Genomic DNA, 15,115 nt, shown 5'->3' with positions numbered 1-15,115 from the left:
CATTGCGCGACGCGCGCAGCAATGGACTATTTTTTTAGCAATGCTTCGTATTGTGCCTGGAATGCGGGTGCATCCCAGGATCCGTCGAACAGGGTATAGGTGATATATCCCTTATTGAGCCAACCTGAATCAGTCTCGTTCTGCGTGTTTTCCAGTGCGGCCGGGTTGATGGTCTGTTTTGCCTGGCCGTTGGCCATTAATTCATAACCGATTTGTGGCACCGGGAACCTTTCATTTTCGACGTAGCGCACCCCTTTGATCTCCTCTTTTGCCAGTGCAGGGTAGTTGATGCTCAGCCCAGAACCTTTTGGCAGCAGCGCCGTACCTGGCGTGCGTCTGGCATTAAGGGTTTCAACGACCTCCACGACATAATCAACGGAGTCGGACCAGTACTTGTGAGTGCTTGGCCATTTGTTCTTCATTTCTTGTTCGCTAAGGATATAGCCGATACTGGCGGCGATCGCCGGGTAGCCGTAGCGGATTGCTCGTGCCGCTGCGCTGACGGTCCCGGAGTTCACCTGCGCCATCCCGGTGTTGGGGCCGTCATTCACGCCTGAAATTACCAGGTCCGGAGGGCTGTTTTTCAGCACGCCCTGCAAGCCGAAATCGACGGCGTCAGCGGGCGTTCCGGGGAAGCAGAAACGTTTGTCGGTGACTTTTTTGACATCGAACAGCTTACCGGTTTTAAAAGTAATGGCTGAACCAATACCGCTCTGATTTGTGTCGGGGGCTACCATCCAGACATCAAAACCTTTTGCTGCCAGCTTTTCCTGTAATGAGATACTGCCGGGAGATTCACAACCATCATCATTGACAATCAGTATTTTCAGTGGCGCAGCGAAGGCAGAACAGGCAAACATGGGCAGTAACGTTGCAGCGAGGAGAGTTATTTTCATCTTTAATCCTTATTTCTGACTGGCGGGGGCTGAATTCAGCGCAAAAAAAAACCTAAAGCACTTCGCTGCAGCGTGGCTGCATAAAAGTGCCTTAGGTTTTGCCTGATTCAGTAACAATCCCAGAACTGCAACGAAAATACGCGTTGGAATCGATTTAGTCCAGATGTCCCCGCTGGTTTCTGTGACCGGTTTCACTTTTTTGGCTTAATATATCATGTTTGCGAGTGTAAATAATCCAATAAGCTACCCGCATTATGAAAGCGATCATGTTCCTACATTTTCTTTTAATAAATATGATGTCATGCAAAATCATTAGTGATATGGTTTCAGTCCATTGGATTGTTACTGTATCCACAGGCAAAACCTATGCTCATCTTCCCGATCAAAATTAACTGATCAGGAAGTTAGCATAGGTTTTTTTGTTTCTGGCGTATAGAGAATGATAAACGGAAGGTCACACGTGAAAAAAATGTTTCTTGCTTTACTGGCTCTGGTTAGCGTGATTAATAGCCAAATGGTGATGGCAAATAATAAGAGTAATGCCCCTGGTGAACAAGGCGTAAACATCTATATTGCACGTCATGGTAAAACGTTTTTAAATACATTTGATCGTGTTCAAGGATGGGCGGATTCCCCTCTTACCGATCAGGGTCGCCAGATCGCACGCTATTTAGGTGAGGGGATGAAAAATATTCATTTTGATCGTTTCTATTCCAGTGATGCCGGCAGGCAGCGTGAAACAATGGCAGTGATTTTAACTCAGAAGGGTATCACTGATTATCATCTAAATGAACTGCCAGGCCTACGTGAGGTTTTTTTTGGCAGTTTTGAAGGGGCGCGTAATAAAGAAATGGCCAATGCTGCTGCGCACAAGCTCGGCATGGCAGATGGTGGTGAATTATTCAATGCTATGATGGCTGGCAAAATCGCACTGCGCGATAGCCAGAATGCGCTGGCAAGCGCCGATCCCAGCGGTCTGGCAGAGAATTATGCGCAGGTAAAAGCGCGCACATGGGCTGCGTTGGGCAGCATTGTCGAACGGGCAAAATCTCAGGGTGATAAAAATGTTCTGGTTATTTCATCCGGTATGTCAATGCAAATCATGATCTCTGATTTGACCTCTGATCCGGCCAGAAATAAACCCATTGCCAATGCCGCAGTAGTGAAAATAGTGTATAAAAATGGCCGTTATACTGTGCCAGAGATCGGTACGTTGAAATATGTTGATGCAGGGAAGAAATCTCTCGCGGGTGAATGACGACATAATTTACTGATTTTTCTTTTAGGGCTTGATTCAGGTATGCCATTTTTTTTTGGCAGTACCCGGCTTTTGCCTCTTTTGGGATAATAAATGAATCTGACACGTATCGCTTTTGCGTTTGTTACGCTTGGGGTTTCTGCATCTATTTGGGCCACCGACAATAATGGAATTGCATCTTCAGCTATCCAGTCTGATGCAGGGTATATTTCCCCTTTTATTTCCGATTCGCATTTAACACTGTCTGCCAAGAATTACTGGAAATATCTGAAGGAGGATATCGCCAACCCTAAACATGTGCACAGTGCGTGGGGGCAGGGGGTCGCCGTTGACTATCAATCCGGGTATTTTGCTGACATTATCGGTGTTGATGCTGTTTATTATAGCGCCATAAAATTAGGTGCAAGTGATTACTTTAATTCTCGTGGTATTCTGTACAACAAGGGCAAAGGAAATAAAAAAGGCAATGCGGAAGGGTTTTCTAAATTTGGTCAACGCAATATTAAAATGAAGTATGCGCTGGGCGACACACAACTGAATGCCCGCTGGGGCTGGCAGACATTCAAGAACTATGGCGTGATTTCAAGTTCCACCCGACTCTCTCCAACCACTTACTCCGGTATTAGCGGTGGGGCGGTCTACGGAGATGTGGCACTTCACGGGGCGTATTTAGAAAACGCGATGGAACGTAATTCGCCAGAAAAGGTACATTTCCAGACCAATACCGGGCGGGATATTGATTATCTGGTTGGAGGGGATGTGAAGTGGAAAACACCGCTGATGGATGTTCAGTATGCGTATGGCGAAAGCCAAAACTATCTGCGCCGCCAGCTGTTGTTTAGCAACCTCAGGCCACTTCCACGGCTGAATATTGGCAGCCAAATCTACGCCACTCAGGCACTGGATGACTATCGCGCCATGCCCGCCAATAAACGCGATTTTGACGATCAAGCCTGGCATTTCGCCCTTGATATTACCTGGAAAGCAGACCGCTGGAGTAATAAATGGGGTATCGGCTATACCGATGCCAGTAAAGCCAATGAAATTGGTTTCTATCCACGCCATCTGAGTAAAAACTCGCGTGGAACGTTTATCTCAATGGCTTACGCGGGTGATGATTACATGCGTGATGGTGAGTTGGTGATGGCCGACATGGCTGATTATCAGTTAACACCGGCGTTGACCGTGGGTCTGGTTGGTAACATTGCGCAGTTCAACTACAAGGGCAACCATGTCCGCTCCGGTGAGATTAACGCCTTCAGTCGCTGGGTTCCCACCGATCCGGTGTTTAAAAACCTGACGGTGTGGGCAATGGTTGGTCCTGGATGGTCATACAAAAGCAAGGGAAAAACACCGGTGCTTACCGACGGACACTACACGCGGGCACATACTCTAGCCTCTGAAATTATCATTGAGTACCGCTTTAATATGTTCTGAATTGGGTAAAAATAGCGCGCGATCTGAATCACGTTTTTTACCCAGGCGGTTCAAATAAAAACGCTGAAGTGTTAGATTACACGAATGGATTGTAACTGCGTACTGCAGGCAAAACCTGATTTCTGGCGACTGTCAGGAGTCAGGTTTTTTTGTTTTTGGGGTTCAGATGCTCATCGCCAAAATTCTTAATAATAATGTTGTCGTTATTCTCGATGCACAGCAGCGCGAACAGGTTGTGATGGGGCGTGGTCTTGCGTTTCAGAAGCGGGTTGGTGACGCGCTGGATGAGTCGCGTATCGAGAAAGTGTTCGCACTGCAAAGTGATGAACTGGTTAATCGTTTGGGGGATCTGATGAATCAGATCCCGCTGGAGGTGATGACTACCTGCGACCGCATTATTGAACTGGCGCGCTTGCGGTTGGGAAAACTACAGGAGAGTCTGTACATTACCCTGACTGACCATTGCCACTACGCCATTGAACGACAAAAAAAAGGGCTGGCGATCAAAAATGCGCTGTTATGGGAAACCCAGCGCCTGTACCCACGGGAATTTGAACTGGGACAGGAGGCGAGGACGATTATCAGCCAACGGCTCAATGTTGATCTGGCGGAAGATGAAGCCGGATTTATTGCACTTCATCTGGTGACCGCGCAGCTTAATAGCGAAATGCCTGAGGTAATGCACATCACTCAGGTGATGCAGGAGATCCTTAATCTGGTGAAGTATCAACTGCATCTGGAATACGATGAAAGTACTCTGAGCTACCAGCGCTTTGTGACTCATCTGAAATTCTTTGCTCAGCGCATGCTGACACGTACCGTGGTGCCGGATGATGATGAAACGTTGCATAGTGCAGTCAAAGAAAACTATTCCCGGGCCTGGAGATGTGCCGAGAAAATTGCATTGCATTTGCGCAAGGCGTACCAGCGGGAACTGACCACTGAGGAGATCATGTTCCTCACCATTCACATTGAGCGTGTGCGAAAAGAAGTTTGAGTGTAGTGGATCGATAATTCAGGACACCTGGAAATCCTGATTGGACTTACCACGCCCCGGTAGATGATCCTGCCCTATAGTTTGAGAATAGGAGGAGCATATGGGTACACCACGATTTACACCTGAATCTCAGGGCACAGCTGAAGCGCACTGAAGAGGAACGGGATATTCTGAAAAAGGTCGCGCGGTACTTTGCCCGTATATGGTTATCGGCGGATCCATGGCGATTTGAATGAAATCAGGGAAACATGCGGTAAAAGCCGGGAGCTGGCCCGGGTGGATATCTTCGATTACATTGAAGTGTTCTGTAACCGGGTCCGGCGTCACAGTCATCTCGGCGACGTCACTCAGGAGGCCTTTGAACAGGCCTCGTCGTGAGGACAGAATTTGTCTACGATTGCGGGGTCAGTCCATTACGTTTCTTGAACCTGTCAGCATGAGCAACCGAGAAGCGTAATGAGACTTCCTGAGTAGTTTGACCGCTTGCCCAAAAACTCCGGTAGTTCCGCGGAGGTAAGAAAGGGATAGTGCTGTTTTTCATGTCTTTGCAACGCGGCACCAAGAACAGTCGCCGGGTTGTATTCGGCGCGACCTGTCACAATCGCGTAGCGAAAGACCTCACTACAACGCTGACGCACTTTGTTAGCAAGTTCTGGTGCTCCCCGTTTTTCCATTCGCTGCAATACAGATAAAAGCTCCAGGGGCTTAATTTCATTCACTGGCTGAGAGACTAAATAAGGGAAGACATTATTTTAAAAGCTCGCATAACGTAGTCAGCATAATTCTTCGGCCAGCCAGAGATTTTTGCGTCGTACCACTCGAGAGTGATTGCTTCAAAAGTGTTTGTAACCAAGATCTTTTTGGCTAGCTGCTCGGCTTTTTTGACCTCACTGGGATTCTTATCATTCGCTATACCTTTCTGGCTTCATCTCGTTTAGCGCGAGCTATAAGGCCCCATATACGTATTGATTTACGTTGAAATGGGTAGACACCGGCTGACATGGAGTTGTCGATATTGGAGGTTTAATACTGGTTACAAGGGGGGGTTATTGAATTCGGTAGACGTCAGGAGAGGTGTATCTGGTGTCCCCTGCAGGAATCGAACCTGCAACTAGCCCTTAGGAGGGGCTCGTTATATCCATTTAACTAAGGGGACGAAGCGGCACGAGTATAGCGTTATTTGCACTTTGCGTTAAGCGCACAACCACCTGACTGCTTAAAGAGTCACCATTCAGGCCAATTTTTTTGCTGATTTATCATTATTTTCCTCATTTCTGGTTTCTCTCTTCACTTTTTTTGCGTGTGGATTTCCGTCATTGCAGCCCAGGATTAGGGAGACGCTGGTGGTGAAGCGCAGTCAGCTTTGCCTGGCAGCCGTGGGGATGCTCTTAAATTACCGGCGATGGCAACAAAGGCGATACATCTCTTTCAAAGTTATTATAAAATTCCCGGCGAAACGAAACCTTAAAGCCAGGCTATGCTGAGATCAGAGTGACGGTGATTACTGCCCGTAATTGTGTTCGTGGACATCGGTAAACGTGCTGTTACAATCGCTTGCACGTGTACAGACGGAGCGCCAGATGCTCCGTTACGGATGGCAATCAACGATAGCCATACTGAACAGGGAGATATTTATGAAACTTCGGCTGTCGGCGCTTGCGCTGAGCGCAACGGTGCTTGTGGGTTGTGCCAGCACTGGAGAACAAACGGGACGCTCCGATCCTCTCGAAGGATTTAACCGTACCATGTACAGCTTCAACTATAACGTGCTGGATCCATATGTTATCCGTCCGGTAGCGGTTGCATGGCGTGACTACGTTCCCCAGCCTGCACGTAACGGGTTGAGCAATTTCACCAGTAACCTGGAAGAGCCTGCGGTGATGGTGAACTACTTCCTGCAAGGCGACCCGTACCAGGGGATGGTGCATTTTACCCGCTTCTTCCTGAACAGCCTGTTAGGGATGGGTGGCTTTATTGATGTTGCCGGTATGGCTAACCAGAAGCTACAGCGCGAGCAGCCGCACCGCTTCGGCAGTACTCTGGGCAATTATGGCGTTGGTTACGGCCCGTACATGCAGTTACCGTTCTACGGTAGCTTTACGCTCCGTGATGATGGCGGCGATATGGTGGATACGCTGTATCCGGTGCTGTCGTGGCTGACCTGGCCGCTGTCGATTGGTAAATGGACGGTGGAAGGGATTGAAACACGTGCGCAGCTGCTCGACTCTGATGGTCTGCTGCGTCAGTCTTCTGATCCATACATCATGGTGCGTGAAGCCTACTTCCAGAACCATGACTTTATTGCCAATGGCGGCAAGCTGAAGCCGGAAGAGAATCCAAACGCGAAGGCTATCGAAAACGAACTAAAAGATATTGATTCGCAGTAAATAAAAAAGGTGAGCAATGCTCACCTTTTTTGATCCCTGCGCGATTAGAACGCGTAGTTGAAGTTAGTACCGAACAGCCAGGCTTTACCTTCAGAACGGAACTCGTACGGGCCTTCTTTGATGTTCACGCTCTGACCGTGCATGTAGGAGGCACCGACGTCAACAGAAGCATCTTTATTGAACGCATAAGTGGCACCCGCGCTCAGCCAGAAACGGTCCTGATCCGGGATAGAGATGGAACGGGTCTGAGCCGGAACCGGGCTATCATCAAAGGCGATACCGGTACGGAAGGTCCAGTTAGTATCGTAGTAGTAGGTTGTACCCAGCGCGATACGGTAAGAGTCTTTAAAGCTCTCATCTTTATAGAACAGTGTCTGGCCATTTGAGCCAGTTGCTTTCAGCTCCTGGAACTGACTCCAGCTGGTATAAGCCATGCTGTAGTGAATTGCCCATTGCGGTGCAACGCGGTTGTAACCGGAAACTTCCCACATCTCTGGCAGGTTGAGCGTCAGAGAGCCCGGAACGGTCCTGCCACCGGTTGGGTACGGGAAGCCCGGGATAGCGGTGTTCATATTACTGTTGTAATCGCCGTCGAAGTCGATTTTAACTTCAGAACGGTAGGTTAAACCCCAACGGTTGTTTTTATCCAGCTCATACAGAATACCGGCGTTCCAGCCATAGCCCCACTCGCTGCCTTTCAGGCGTGCAATCTGGGTATCGGCCGGGATGGCGGCCAGCTGTTTCGCTTTTGCGATAGCGGCTGGACGTGCTGCTGCAGGCAGGTTTGGTACCTGAGCCAGAATTTGACCGGCCGCCAGCATACCGGCATCACCCGCATTGCGCTCGATTTTTGCATCGGCGTAGACGGCATCAAAACCAAGACCAAAACTCCAGTTTTCGGTCAGACGATAAGCGCCACTCAGGTTCAGGTTGACGGTTTTCAGGTCAGTTTTACCGCCCATCGTGCCCGCAGCATAGTTATCGCCATACTCGGTCGCCAGACCAAAGTTAGAAGTAACAGATGCTCCCCAACCAAACTGATCGTTAATAGGTGCAACAAAATGTACGTTAGGAACCCAGGCGTTTGGGGCGATATTGTCCGCATTCAGGCTCTTACCGGACGGTGATTTACCGGAGATATTGACATCCGGGTCAATATAGACCGCACCGGCAGAGAACGTCGGGCGGTCAAACATCATAATCAGGGCTGGGTTACGACTTGCGTTACCTGCATCATCAGCGATAGCGCCTTCCCCGGAATACGCACGGCCCAGGCCAGAGGAAGAAAATTCGTTTAACTGAAATCCCGCTGACCAGGCGGAAGTAGAGACGATTGCCACTGCGACTGCCAGCGCAGTCTTGTTGAACAGGGTTTTCTGGCTCATGACCATAACCTCATCGAGTTATTTTTATTCAATAATTGTTACATACCGTAACAGGAGCGCGAAGTGTAGGGTCTGAGGTATAACAGACAAATCAGACCAGTGGCGTGAGTATAGGTCTGACCAGCTAGAATGTTGCAAGTTTGTTTATTAATATTTTCAAACATGTTTCCTGAAACGAGATCTGGTTGGCAAAAATGTGACCATCGCGACTCACTCAAAAGGGTGATTTTTGTTTTAGATCATTTTTTAGTGTGATATTGGTCACTTATCCACTTTTACGCCATTAACGGCTGGAGAGCGTCAGCATCGGGGCGTAAAATATCAGTATCGTGTTTATCTCGCGCCTGGCGCGAATACAGAGGAAATTGAGCTATGAGTAAATGCAGTGCTGATGAAACCCCGGTTTGCTGCTGTATGGATGTTGGTACCATCATGGACAACTCCGATTGCACCGCCTCCTACAGCCGCGTGTTCGCTAACCGTGCTGAAGCGGAAGAAACCCTGACCGCACTGAGCAAGCGCGCGCGCGATGTGGAATCCGAGCCGTGCGAAATCAAGTCCACTTTCACGGAAGTGGAAGGTGGCGTGAAGCTGGATATCGATTTTGTATTTGCCTGCGAAGCCGAAACGCTGATTTTCCAGCTGGGTCTGCGTTAACCTCTGCGGCCTGATACTCTCACTCCCGACCATTTCCCAGGGGTGAGCGTGCAACCACTAAAAAACGGTAACCTTCGGGTTGCCGTTTTGCTTTTACCTCCGTGACGTTTTCTTTTTCTTCTCTGTGTTTTAGCTCGCACTTTTTCGTTTCCCTGATTGGCTGAATGTAAAAAAATGGTTAAGACTATTATCAGGTCAGACCACTTTGTGTTTGCGCAAAAAATTTTACAGGGGAGTGTTATGAGTCAGGCATTACCGCTTATTACCCGTCAGGGCGATCGCATTGCCATTGTCAGTGGATTGCGTACACCGTTCGTGCGTCAGGCTACGGCGTTTCATGGCATACCCGCTGTCGATTTGGGGAAAATGGTGGTGGGGGAGATGCTGGCTCGCAGCGAAATACCGCCTGAGGTGATCGAACAACTGGTTTTTGGCCAGGTGGTTCAAATGCCGGAAGCACCAAATATTGCGCGTGAAATTGTCCTGGGCACGGGGATGAATGTACATACCGATGCCTACAGCGTCAGTCGCGCCTGTGCGACCAGCTTCCAGGCCGTCGCTAACGTGGCGGAAAGCCTGATGGCAGGGACTATCCGTGCCGGGATTGCCGGCGGGGCAGACTCCTCCTCGGTGCTGCCGATCGGCGTGAGTAAAAAACTGGCGCGCGTTCTGGTGGACGTTAACAAAGCCCGCACTGTCGGGCAGAAGCTCAAACTCTTCTCGCGTTTACGCTTACGCGATCTGATGCCTGTCCCGCCCGCTGTGGCTGAATACTCCACCGGCCTGCGCATGGGCGACACCGCCGAACAGATGGCGAAAACCTACGGTATTACGCGTGAACAGCAGGACGCGCTGGCGTATCGTTCGCATCAGCTTGCGACAAAAGCCTGGGCGAAAGGCAAACTGGCCGATGAAGTGATGACCGCCTATATTCCGCCTTACCGCGAACCCCTCGTGGAAGATAACAATATTCGCGGTTCGTCGACGCTGGCCGATTACGCAAAACTGCGTCCGGCATTTGATCGTAAACATGGCACCGTCACAGCGGCTAACAGTACACCGCTGACGGATGGCGCAGCTGCAGTGATCCTGATGACGGAGTCCCGCGCCAGAGAGCTGGGTATCAAACCGCTGGGTTATCTGCGCAGCTACGCGTTCACGGCCATTGATGTCTGGCAGGACATGCTGTTAGGGCCAGCCTGGTCCACGCCGCTGGCGCTGGATCGTGCGGGGCTGACTCTTGCTGATTTAACCCTGATTGATATGCACGAAGCCTTTGCCGCGCAAACTCTGGCAAACGTACATCTTCTGGCGAGCGAGCGTTTTGCCCGTGATGTTCTTGGTCGCACCCATGCCACGGGTGAAGTGGATGAAAGTAAATTCAATGTGCTGGGGGGCTCCATTGCCTACGGTCATCCGTTTGCGGCGACAGGGGCAAGGATGATCACTCAGACATTGCATGAGTTACGCCGTCGTGGTGGCGGTTTTGGTCTTGTCACCGCCTGCGCGGCAGGTGGCCTGGGCGCAGCAATGGTTCTGGAGGCGGAATAATGGACATGGTATCTGCATTTAATCTGACCGTTCGCCCCGATAACGTGGCTGTTATCACCATTGATGTACCTGATGAAAAAATGAATACCCTGAAGGCCGAGTTTGGCGTTCAGGTCCGTGAGATGTTAAAGCAGATCCGCGAAAACAAGATGATTCGCGGTCTGGTATTTATTTCGGCAAAGCCGGACAACTTTATTGCCGGGGCCGATATCAACATGATCGCCCGCGCACAAAGCGCTCAGGAAGCCGAAGCGCTGGCACGCCAGGGGCAGCAGGTCATGGCGGAAATCCATGCTCTGCCGATCCCGGTGATCGCTGCGATCCACGGTGCGTGCCTGGGCGGTGGTCTGGAGCTGGCGCTGGCCTGCCATAGCCGTATTTGTACTGACGATGCGAAAACCGTATTGGGGCTGCCAGAAGTGCAGTTAGGGCTGTTGCCAGGCTCTGGTGGAACGCAGCGCCTGCCGCGCCTGATTGGCGTCAGTACGGCGCTGGAGATGATTTTAACCGGTAAGCAGTTACGCGCCCGCCAGGCGCTGAAAGCTGGCCTGGTTGACGAAGTGGTACCGCATTCTATTTTGCTGGATGCCGCCGTTGAGCTGGCACTGAGGGGACGTCAGGCAAAACGCCATCTCCCGGTGCGTGAACGCGTCCTTGCCGGGCCGCTGGGGCGTGCGCTGTTGTTTAGCATGGTGGGCAAGAAAACCGAACAAAAAACCAAAGGTAATTATCCGGCGACGAAGCGGATCCTGGAGGTTATTGAAACCGGGTTGTCGCAGGGCTGCAGCAGCGGCTATGCCGCAGAAGCAAAAGCCTTCGGCGAGCTGGCGATGACGCCACAGTCGCAGGCGCTGCGCAGCATCTTCTTTGCCAGTACCGACGTCAAAAAAGACCCGGGCAGTGAGGCCGAACCTGCTCCGCTGCGCTCGGTTGGCGTACTGGGCGGTGGGCTGATGGGCGGCGGTATTGCGTTTGTCACCGCAAGCAAAGGCAAATTACCCGTCCGTATTAAGGACATTAACGCGAAGGGGATCAACCACGCGCTACAGTACAGCTGGCAGAACCTTGATCAGAAGGTCAAGCGCCGCCATATCAAGGCTAATGAGCGTGATAAAACCCTGGCGTACATCACTGGTACGACGGATTACAGCGGTTTTGCGCATCGAGACCTGGTCATTGAAGCGGTATTTGAAGACCTGGCACTTAAGCAACAGATGGTGGCTGACGTCGAGCAACACTGTGCGCCGCACACCATTTTTGCCTCAAATACGTCGTCATTACCGATTGGCGATATTGCGTCGAAAGCCGCACGGCCGGAGCAGGTCATTGGTCTGCATTTCTTTAGTCCGGTTGAAAAAATGCCGCTGGTAGAGGTTATTCCCCACGCCACGACCAGCCCACAAACCGTTGCCACTGTGGTGAAGCTTGCGAAAAAACAGGGCAAAACCCCCATCGTGGTAGCAGACAAAGCGGGCTTCTACGTTAACCGTATTCTGGCTCCCTATATCAATGAAGCCATGCGGTTACTGACGGAAGGGGAGAAGATCGAACATGTGGATGAGGCGCTGGTAAAGTGTGGTTTCCCTGTCGGCCCAATCCAACTTTTGGATGAGGTAGGAATAGATACCGGCACTAAAATTATACCTGTACTGGAAGCAGCTTATGGCGATCGTTTTAGCCCACCTGCAAACATTGTTTCTGCAATTTTGAAGGATGATCGCAAAGGCAGAAAAAATGAACGCGGTTTCTATCTTTACGGTGCAAAAGGGCGTACAAGCAAGAAACAGGTCGACCCTTCAGTTTATGGGCTTATTCCGACGACCGGGCAGGGAAAATTATCGTCAGCCCAGTGTGCTGAACGCTGTGTGATGATGATGCTTAACGAAGCCGCTCGCTGTTTTGGCGAGCAGGTTATCAAAAACGCGCGCGATGGCGACATCGGTGCTGTGTTTGGTATTGGTTTCCCGCCGTTCCTCGGCGGCCCGTTCCGGTATATGGATACCCTCGGTGCGGGTGACGTGGTTGCGACCCTGCAACGTCTTGCCTCTCAGTATGGCTCGCGGTTTACACCGTGTGATGAATTATTGCAGATGGCGGAACGGGGCCAGACATTTTGGTCTTCAAGGGAAACTGCTCTCGTAAGTTGAGGTCAAAGAAGGGTAAATCCTGAAGTGAGTAAACCTGTTCTGGCGAATTTGTAAACAGATATTGACTATACTTACGCCATTGAGGTAAAAAACAGCGTTTCATTCACCGAATGGATCAGGCACAATGCCCGACCACCAGGTTTTCTACCTCTCCGACGTTATCGCAGGTAGTCAACGCTGGTGATTCTGGTTAACAAAAGCGGTGCAATATGCAAGTTTTTATCATGCGTCACGGCGACGCGGCACTCGATGCCGCCAGTGACTCAGTACGTCCTTTGACCGTCTGTGGCTGCGACGAATCCCGTCTGATGGCTAACTGGCTTCAGGGGCAAAAAGTGGACATCGAACGTGTGCTGGTGAGTCCATTCCTGCGCGCAGAACAGACGCTGGATGTGGTAGGGGAGTGTATGAACCTGCCGGCCGGTGTCGATGTTCTTCCTGAACTTACCCCGTGTGGCGATGTTGGCCTTGTGAGTGCCTATCTTCAGGCGCTGTGCAATGAAGGTGTCGCGTCTGCGCTGGTCATTTCCCATCTGCCACTGGTTGGCTATCTGGTATCTGAGCTGTGCCCGGGTGAGACGCCACCGATGTTCTCGACGTCCGCTATTGCCAATGTTTCCCTTGATGAAACGGGCAAAGGGGTCTTCAACTGGCAAATGAGTCCGTGCAATCTGAAGATGGCTAAAGCTATCTGACGTGACGTGCGACAGGGCGGGGTGCAGGCTGTGCCTCCCGCCATCCTGTCAGGGCAGCTCGGGCGGCTGCCACTCTTCAACCTCAATCAACACCAGCAATGCGGCATCACCGCCGTACTCTTTTGGTGCCTGATGAAAAGCCATTACGTGTGGATGCTGAGCCAGCCATAGCGGCGTCTGTTGCTTCAGGATATGTTTACCGTGCCCGTGCATCACGCAGGTGCAAAAAACATGCTCACGGCGGCAGGCGGCAATCAGCGCCCCCAGCTCCTGTTTCGCCTGCATCTGTGTTAACCCGTGCAGATCGAGAAACAGCTCCGGCGAATAATCCCCCCGACGTAATTTTTTCAGCTCAAAGTGGCTGACGTCTTCACGGACGTACTTCACGGCTCCCTGCGTATTAAGCAGCGGCTGAAATTCATCTGAAAAATAGTGGCTGTTATCGGCCTGTTCCTGCAGAAGACGCTTGACCGGTACTTCGGTGATTTTTTTGCGCTGCGGGCGGTGGACAATGGTGTCCTGCCTGATTTGACGCGTCCCGGTCATAAGCTGTCGGAAGAGCGTCTGATCCTCCTCGCTGAGCGATGTTTTCTTTTTCATTTGTCTGTCTCATCTCTGAATTCCCGTAGTGTACCTGACTAAACGCATTTTTTAACCTCAAGCGGTACGCGTCATTGCTGATTTATCGCCGTCTTCATGGCAAACTAGCCGCCGAAAATTATGCGAGCATGCCCTGGAGGAAAGAGTGGATAAAATTTTTGTCGATGAAGCAGTAAACGAGCTGCATACCATACAGGACATGTTGCGCTGGTCGGTTAGCCGCTTCAGCGCCGCCAATATCTGGTACGGACACGGTACCGATAACCCGTGGGATGAGGCCGTTCAGCTGGTGCTGCCGTCCCTCTATCTGCCGCTGGATATTCCGGAAGACATGCGCTCCGCGCGCCTGACGTCCAGCGAAAAACACCGCATTGTTGAGCGTGTGATCCGCCGCGTTAACGAGCGCATTCCGGTTGCCTATCTGACCAACAAAGCCTGGTTCTGCGGTCACGAGTTTTACGTGGATGAGCGTGTTCTGGTGCCGCGTTCGCCGATTGGTGAGCTTATCAACAACCACTTTGATGGTCTGATTAACCATCAGCCGCAGCACATTCTGGATATGTGTACCGGTAGCGGTTGTATCGCTATTGCCTGTGCGTATGCCTTCCCGGAAGCGGAAGTGGACGCAGTGGATATCTCCACCGATGCGCTGGCCGTAACCGAGCACAACATCGAAGAACATGGCCTGATCCATCACGTCACGCCAATCCGTTCTGACCTGTTCCGTGACCTGCCAACGCTGCAGTACGATCTGATTGTCACCAACCCACCGTACGTTGATGCGGAAGACATGTCGGATCTGCCAAATGAATATCGCCATGAGCCGGAACTGGGTCTGGCATCAGGCTCTGATGGCCTGAAACTGACGCGCCGTATCCTGGCCTGCGCGCCGGATTATCTGACCGATGACGGCGTTCTGATTTGTGAAGTGGGCAACAGCATGGTACATCTGATAGAGCAGTATCCGGATGTGCCGTTCACCTGGCTTGAGTTCGACAACGGCGGTGATGGCGTCTTTATGCTGACCAAGGCGCAGCTTCTCGATGCGCGCGAACACTTCAGCATTTACAAAGATTAATCCAGCGGGCTTCGGCCCGTTTCACAA

At 51.1% G+C, this 15,115-nt stretch carries 13 protein-coding genes, 1 tRNA gene and 1 pseudogene; 10 read left to right on the top strand and 5 right to left on the bottom strand.

Annotation, left to right across the window (positions count from 1 at the left end; genetic code table 11):
- Positions 1-26 precede the first annotated feature (26 nt).
- Positions 27-896 carry a 5'/3'-nucleotidase SurE gene (surE, locus tag ACJ9N4_RS06715; protein ID WP_411500357.1) on the bottom strand — a complete coding sequence of 290 codons (870 nt, stop codon included), beginning with the start codon at positions 894-896 and terminating at the stop codon, positions 27-29.
- A 460-nt stretch (positions 897-1,356) separates the two neighbouring features.
- On the opposite strand from surE, the gene ACJ9N4_RS06710 reads away from it, so the two are divergent.
- From ACJ9N4_RS06710 to ACJ9N4_RS06695, 4 genes and pseudogenes are all read left to right on the top strand, one after another.
- Positions 1,357-2,154 carry a histidine phosphatase family protein gene (locus ACJ9N4_RS06710; RefSeq protein WP_411500356.1) on the top strand — a complete coding sequence of 266 codons (798 nt, stop codon included), beginning with the start codon at positions 1,357-1,359 and terminating at the stop codon, positions 2,152-2,154.
- A gap of 93 nt (positions 2,155-2,247) precedes the next feature.
- The gene (locus tag ACJ9N4_RS06705; protein ID WP_411500355.1) at positions 2,248-3,591 is read left to right on the top strand and encodes an OprD family outer membrane porin; all 1,344 of its coding nucleotides are present in this window, start codon (positions 2,248-2,250) and stop codon (positions 3,589-3,591) included.
- Positions 3,592-3,757: 166 nt separating this feature from the next.
- Complete coding sequence (gene licT, locus ACJ9N4_RS06700) at positions 3,758-4,588, top strand: BglG family transcription antiterminator LicT (protein WP_182918721.1); 831 nt, start codon at positions 3,758-3,760, stop codon at positions 4,586-4,588.
- Between the two features lie 255 nt (positions 4,589-4,843).
- Positions 4,844-4,966, top strand: a pseudogene (locus ACJ9N4_RS06695) (IS3 family transposase); the annotation flags it as partial.
- 53 nt (positions 4,967-5,019) lie between these two features.
- Here the strand turns inward: ACJ9N4_RS06695 and ACJ9N4_RS06690 are convergent.
- Both ACJ9N4_RS06690 and ACJ9N4_RS06685 read right to left on the bottom strand, forming a co-directional pair.
- Entirely contained in the window at positions 5,020-5,307 is a 288-nt protein-coding gene (locus tag ACJ9N4_RS06690; RefSeq protein WP_411500354.1) for a tyrosine-type recombinase/integrase, read from the bottom strand.
- A gap of 362 nt (positions 5,308-5,669) precedes the next feature.
- Positions 5,670-5,744, bottom strand: a tRNA-Arg gene (locus tag ACJ9N4_RS06685).
- A 478-nt stretch (positions 5,745-6,222) separates the two neighbouring features.
- On the opposite strand from ACJ9N4_RS06685, the gene mlaA reads away from it, so the two are divergent.
- Positions 6,223-6,975, top strand: a complete 753-nt coding sequence (gene mlaA / locus ACJ9N4_RS06680) for a phospholipid-binding lipoprotein MlaA (protein ID WP_182272180.1) — start codon at positions 6,223-6,225, stop codon at positions 6,973-6,975.
- Between the two features lie 44 nt (positions 6,976-7,019).
- Here mlaA and fadL read toward each other — a convergent pair whose 3' ends face one another.
- Entirely contained in the window at positions 7,020-8,360 is a 1,341-nt protein-coding gene (fadL, locus tag ACJ9N4_RS06675) for a long-chain fatty acid transporter FadL (RefSeq protein WP_182918719.1), read from the bottom strand.
- 372 nt (positions 8,361-8,732) lie between these two features.
- Between fadL and ACJ9N4_RS06670 the strand changes: the two genes are divergently transcribed.
- The 4 genes from ACJ9N4_RS06670 (at position 8,733) to sixA (ending at position 13,410) form a co-directional block, all read left to right on the top strand.
- A complete protein-coding gene (locus tag ACJ9N4_RS06670; RefSeq protein WP_182272179.1) occupies positions 8,733-9,017 on the top strand; it encodes a YfcZ/YiiS family protein in 285 nt (94 codons plus the stop codon).
- A 240-nt stretch (positions 9,018-9,257) separates the two neighbouring features.
- Entirely contained in the window at positions 9,258-10,568 is a 1,311-nt protein-coding gene (gene fadI / locus ACJ9N4_RS06665; protein WP_182272178.1) for an acetyl-CoA C-acyltransferase FadI, read from the top strand.
- Entirely contained in the window at positions 10,568-12,715 is a 2,148-nt protein-coding gene (fadJ, locus tag ACJ9N4_RS06660; protein WP_182918718.1) for a fatty acid oxidation complex subunit alpha FadJ, read from the top strand. The genes fadI and fadJ overlap by 1 nt, the downstream gene beginning before the upstream one ends.
- Before the next feature lie 209 nt (positions 12,716-12,924).
- The gene (gene sixA, locus ACJ9N4_RS06655; protein WP_182272176.1) at positions 12,925-13,410 is read left to right on the top strand and encodes a phosphohistidine phosphatase SixA; all 486 of its coding nucleotides are present in this window, start codon (positions 12,925-12,927) and stop codon (positions 13,408-13,410) included.
- Between the two features lie 48 nt (positions 13,411-13,458).
- Here sixA and smrB read toward each other — a convergent pair whose 3' ends face one another.
- Positions 13,459-14,010, bottom strand: coding sequence for an endonuclease SmrB (gene smrB / locus ACJ9N4_RS06650; protein ID WP_182272175.1), 552 nt, complete (start codon positions 14,008-14,010; stop codon positions 13,459-13,461).
- 145 nt (positions 14,011-14,155) lie between these two features.
- Here smrB and prmB point away from each other — a divergent pair, with 145 nt between their 5' ends.
- Entirely contained in the window at positions 14,156-15,088 is a 933-nt protein-coding gene (gene prmB / locus ACJ9N4_RS06645) for a 50S ribosomal protein L3 N(5)-glutamine methyltransferase (protein WP_182272174.1), read from the top strand.
- The last annotated feature ends 27 nt before the right edge of the window (positions 15,089-15,115 follow it).

It is taken from the genome of Enterobacter sp. LM3, from assembly GCF_046622475.1.
GTDB classification, from domain to species: domain Bacteria; phylum Pseudomonadota; class Gammaproteobacteria; order Enterobacterales; family Enterobacteriaceae; genus Enterobacter; species Enterobacter cloacae_P.
This window is presented reverse-complemented; position numbering and strand designations above follow the sequence as displayed.

What these genes read in the sequence shown, in the direction of transcription:
- sixA (WP_182272176.1), top strand. Translation starts at nt 12,925, where the DNA reads ATGCAAGTTTTTATCATGCGTCACGGCGACGCGGCACTCGATGCCGCC.
- fadJ (WP_182918718.1), top strand. Translation starts at nt 10,568, where the DNA reads ATGGACATGGTATCTGCATTTAATCTGACCGTTCGCCCCGATAACGTG.
- fadL (WP_182918719.1), bottom strand. Translation starts at nt 8,360, where the DNA reads ATGAGCCAGAAAACCCTGTTCAACAAGACTGCGCTGGCAGTCGCAGTG.
- fadI (WP_182272178.1), top strand. Translation starts at nt 9,258, where the DNA reads ATGAGTCAGGCATTACCGCTTATTACCCGTCAGGGCGATCGCATTGCC.
- smrB (WP_182272175.1), bottom strand. Translation starts at nt 14,010, where the DNA reads ATGAAAAAGAAAACATCGCTCAGCGAGGAGGATCAGACGCTCTTCCGA.
- surE (WP_411500357.1), bottom strand. Translation starts at nt 896, where the DNA reads ATGAAAATAACTCTCCTCGCTGCAACGTTACTGCCCATGTTTGCCTGT.
- ACJ9N4_RS06705 (WP_411500355.1), top strand. Translation starts at nt 2,248, where the DNA reads ATGAATCTGACACGTATCGCTTTTGCGTTTGTTACGCTTGGGGTTTCT.
- licT (WP_182918721.1), top strand. Translation starts at nt 3,758, where the DNA reads ATGCTCATCGCCAAAATTCTTAATAATAATGTTGTCGTTATTCTCGAT.
- mlaA (WP_182272180.1), top strand. Translation starts at nt 6,223, where the DNA reads ATGAAACTTCGGCTGTCGGCGCTTGCGCTGAGCGCAACGGTGCTTGTG.
- ACJ9N4_RS06670 (WP_182272179.1), top strand. Translation starts at nt 8,733, where the DNA reads ATGAGTAAATGCAGTGCTGATGAAACCCCGGTTTGCTGCTGTATGGAT.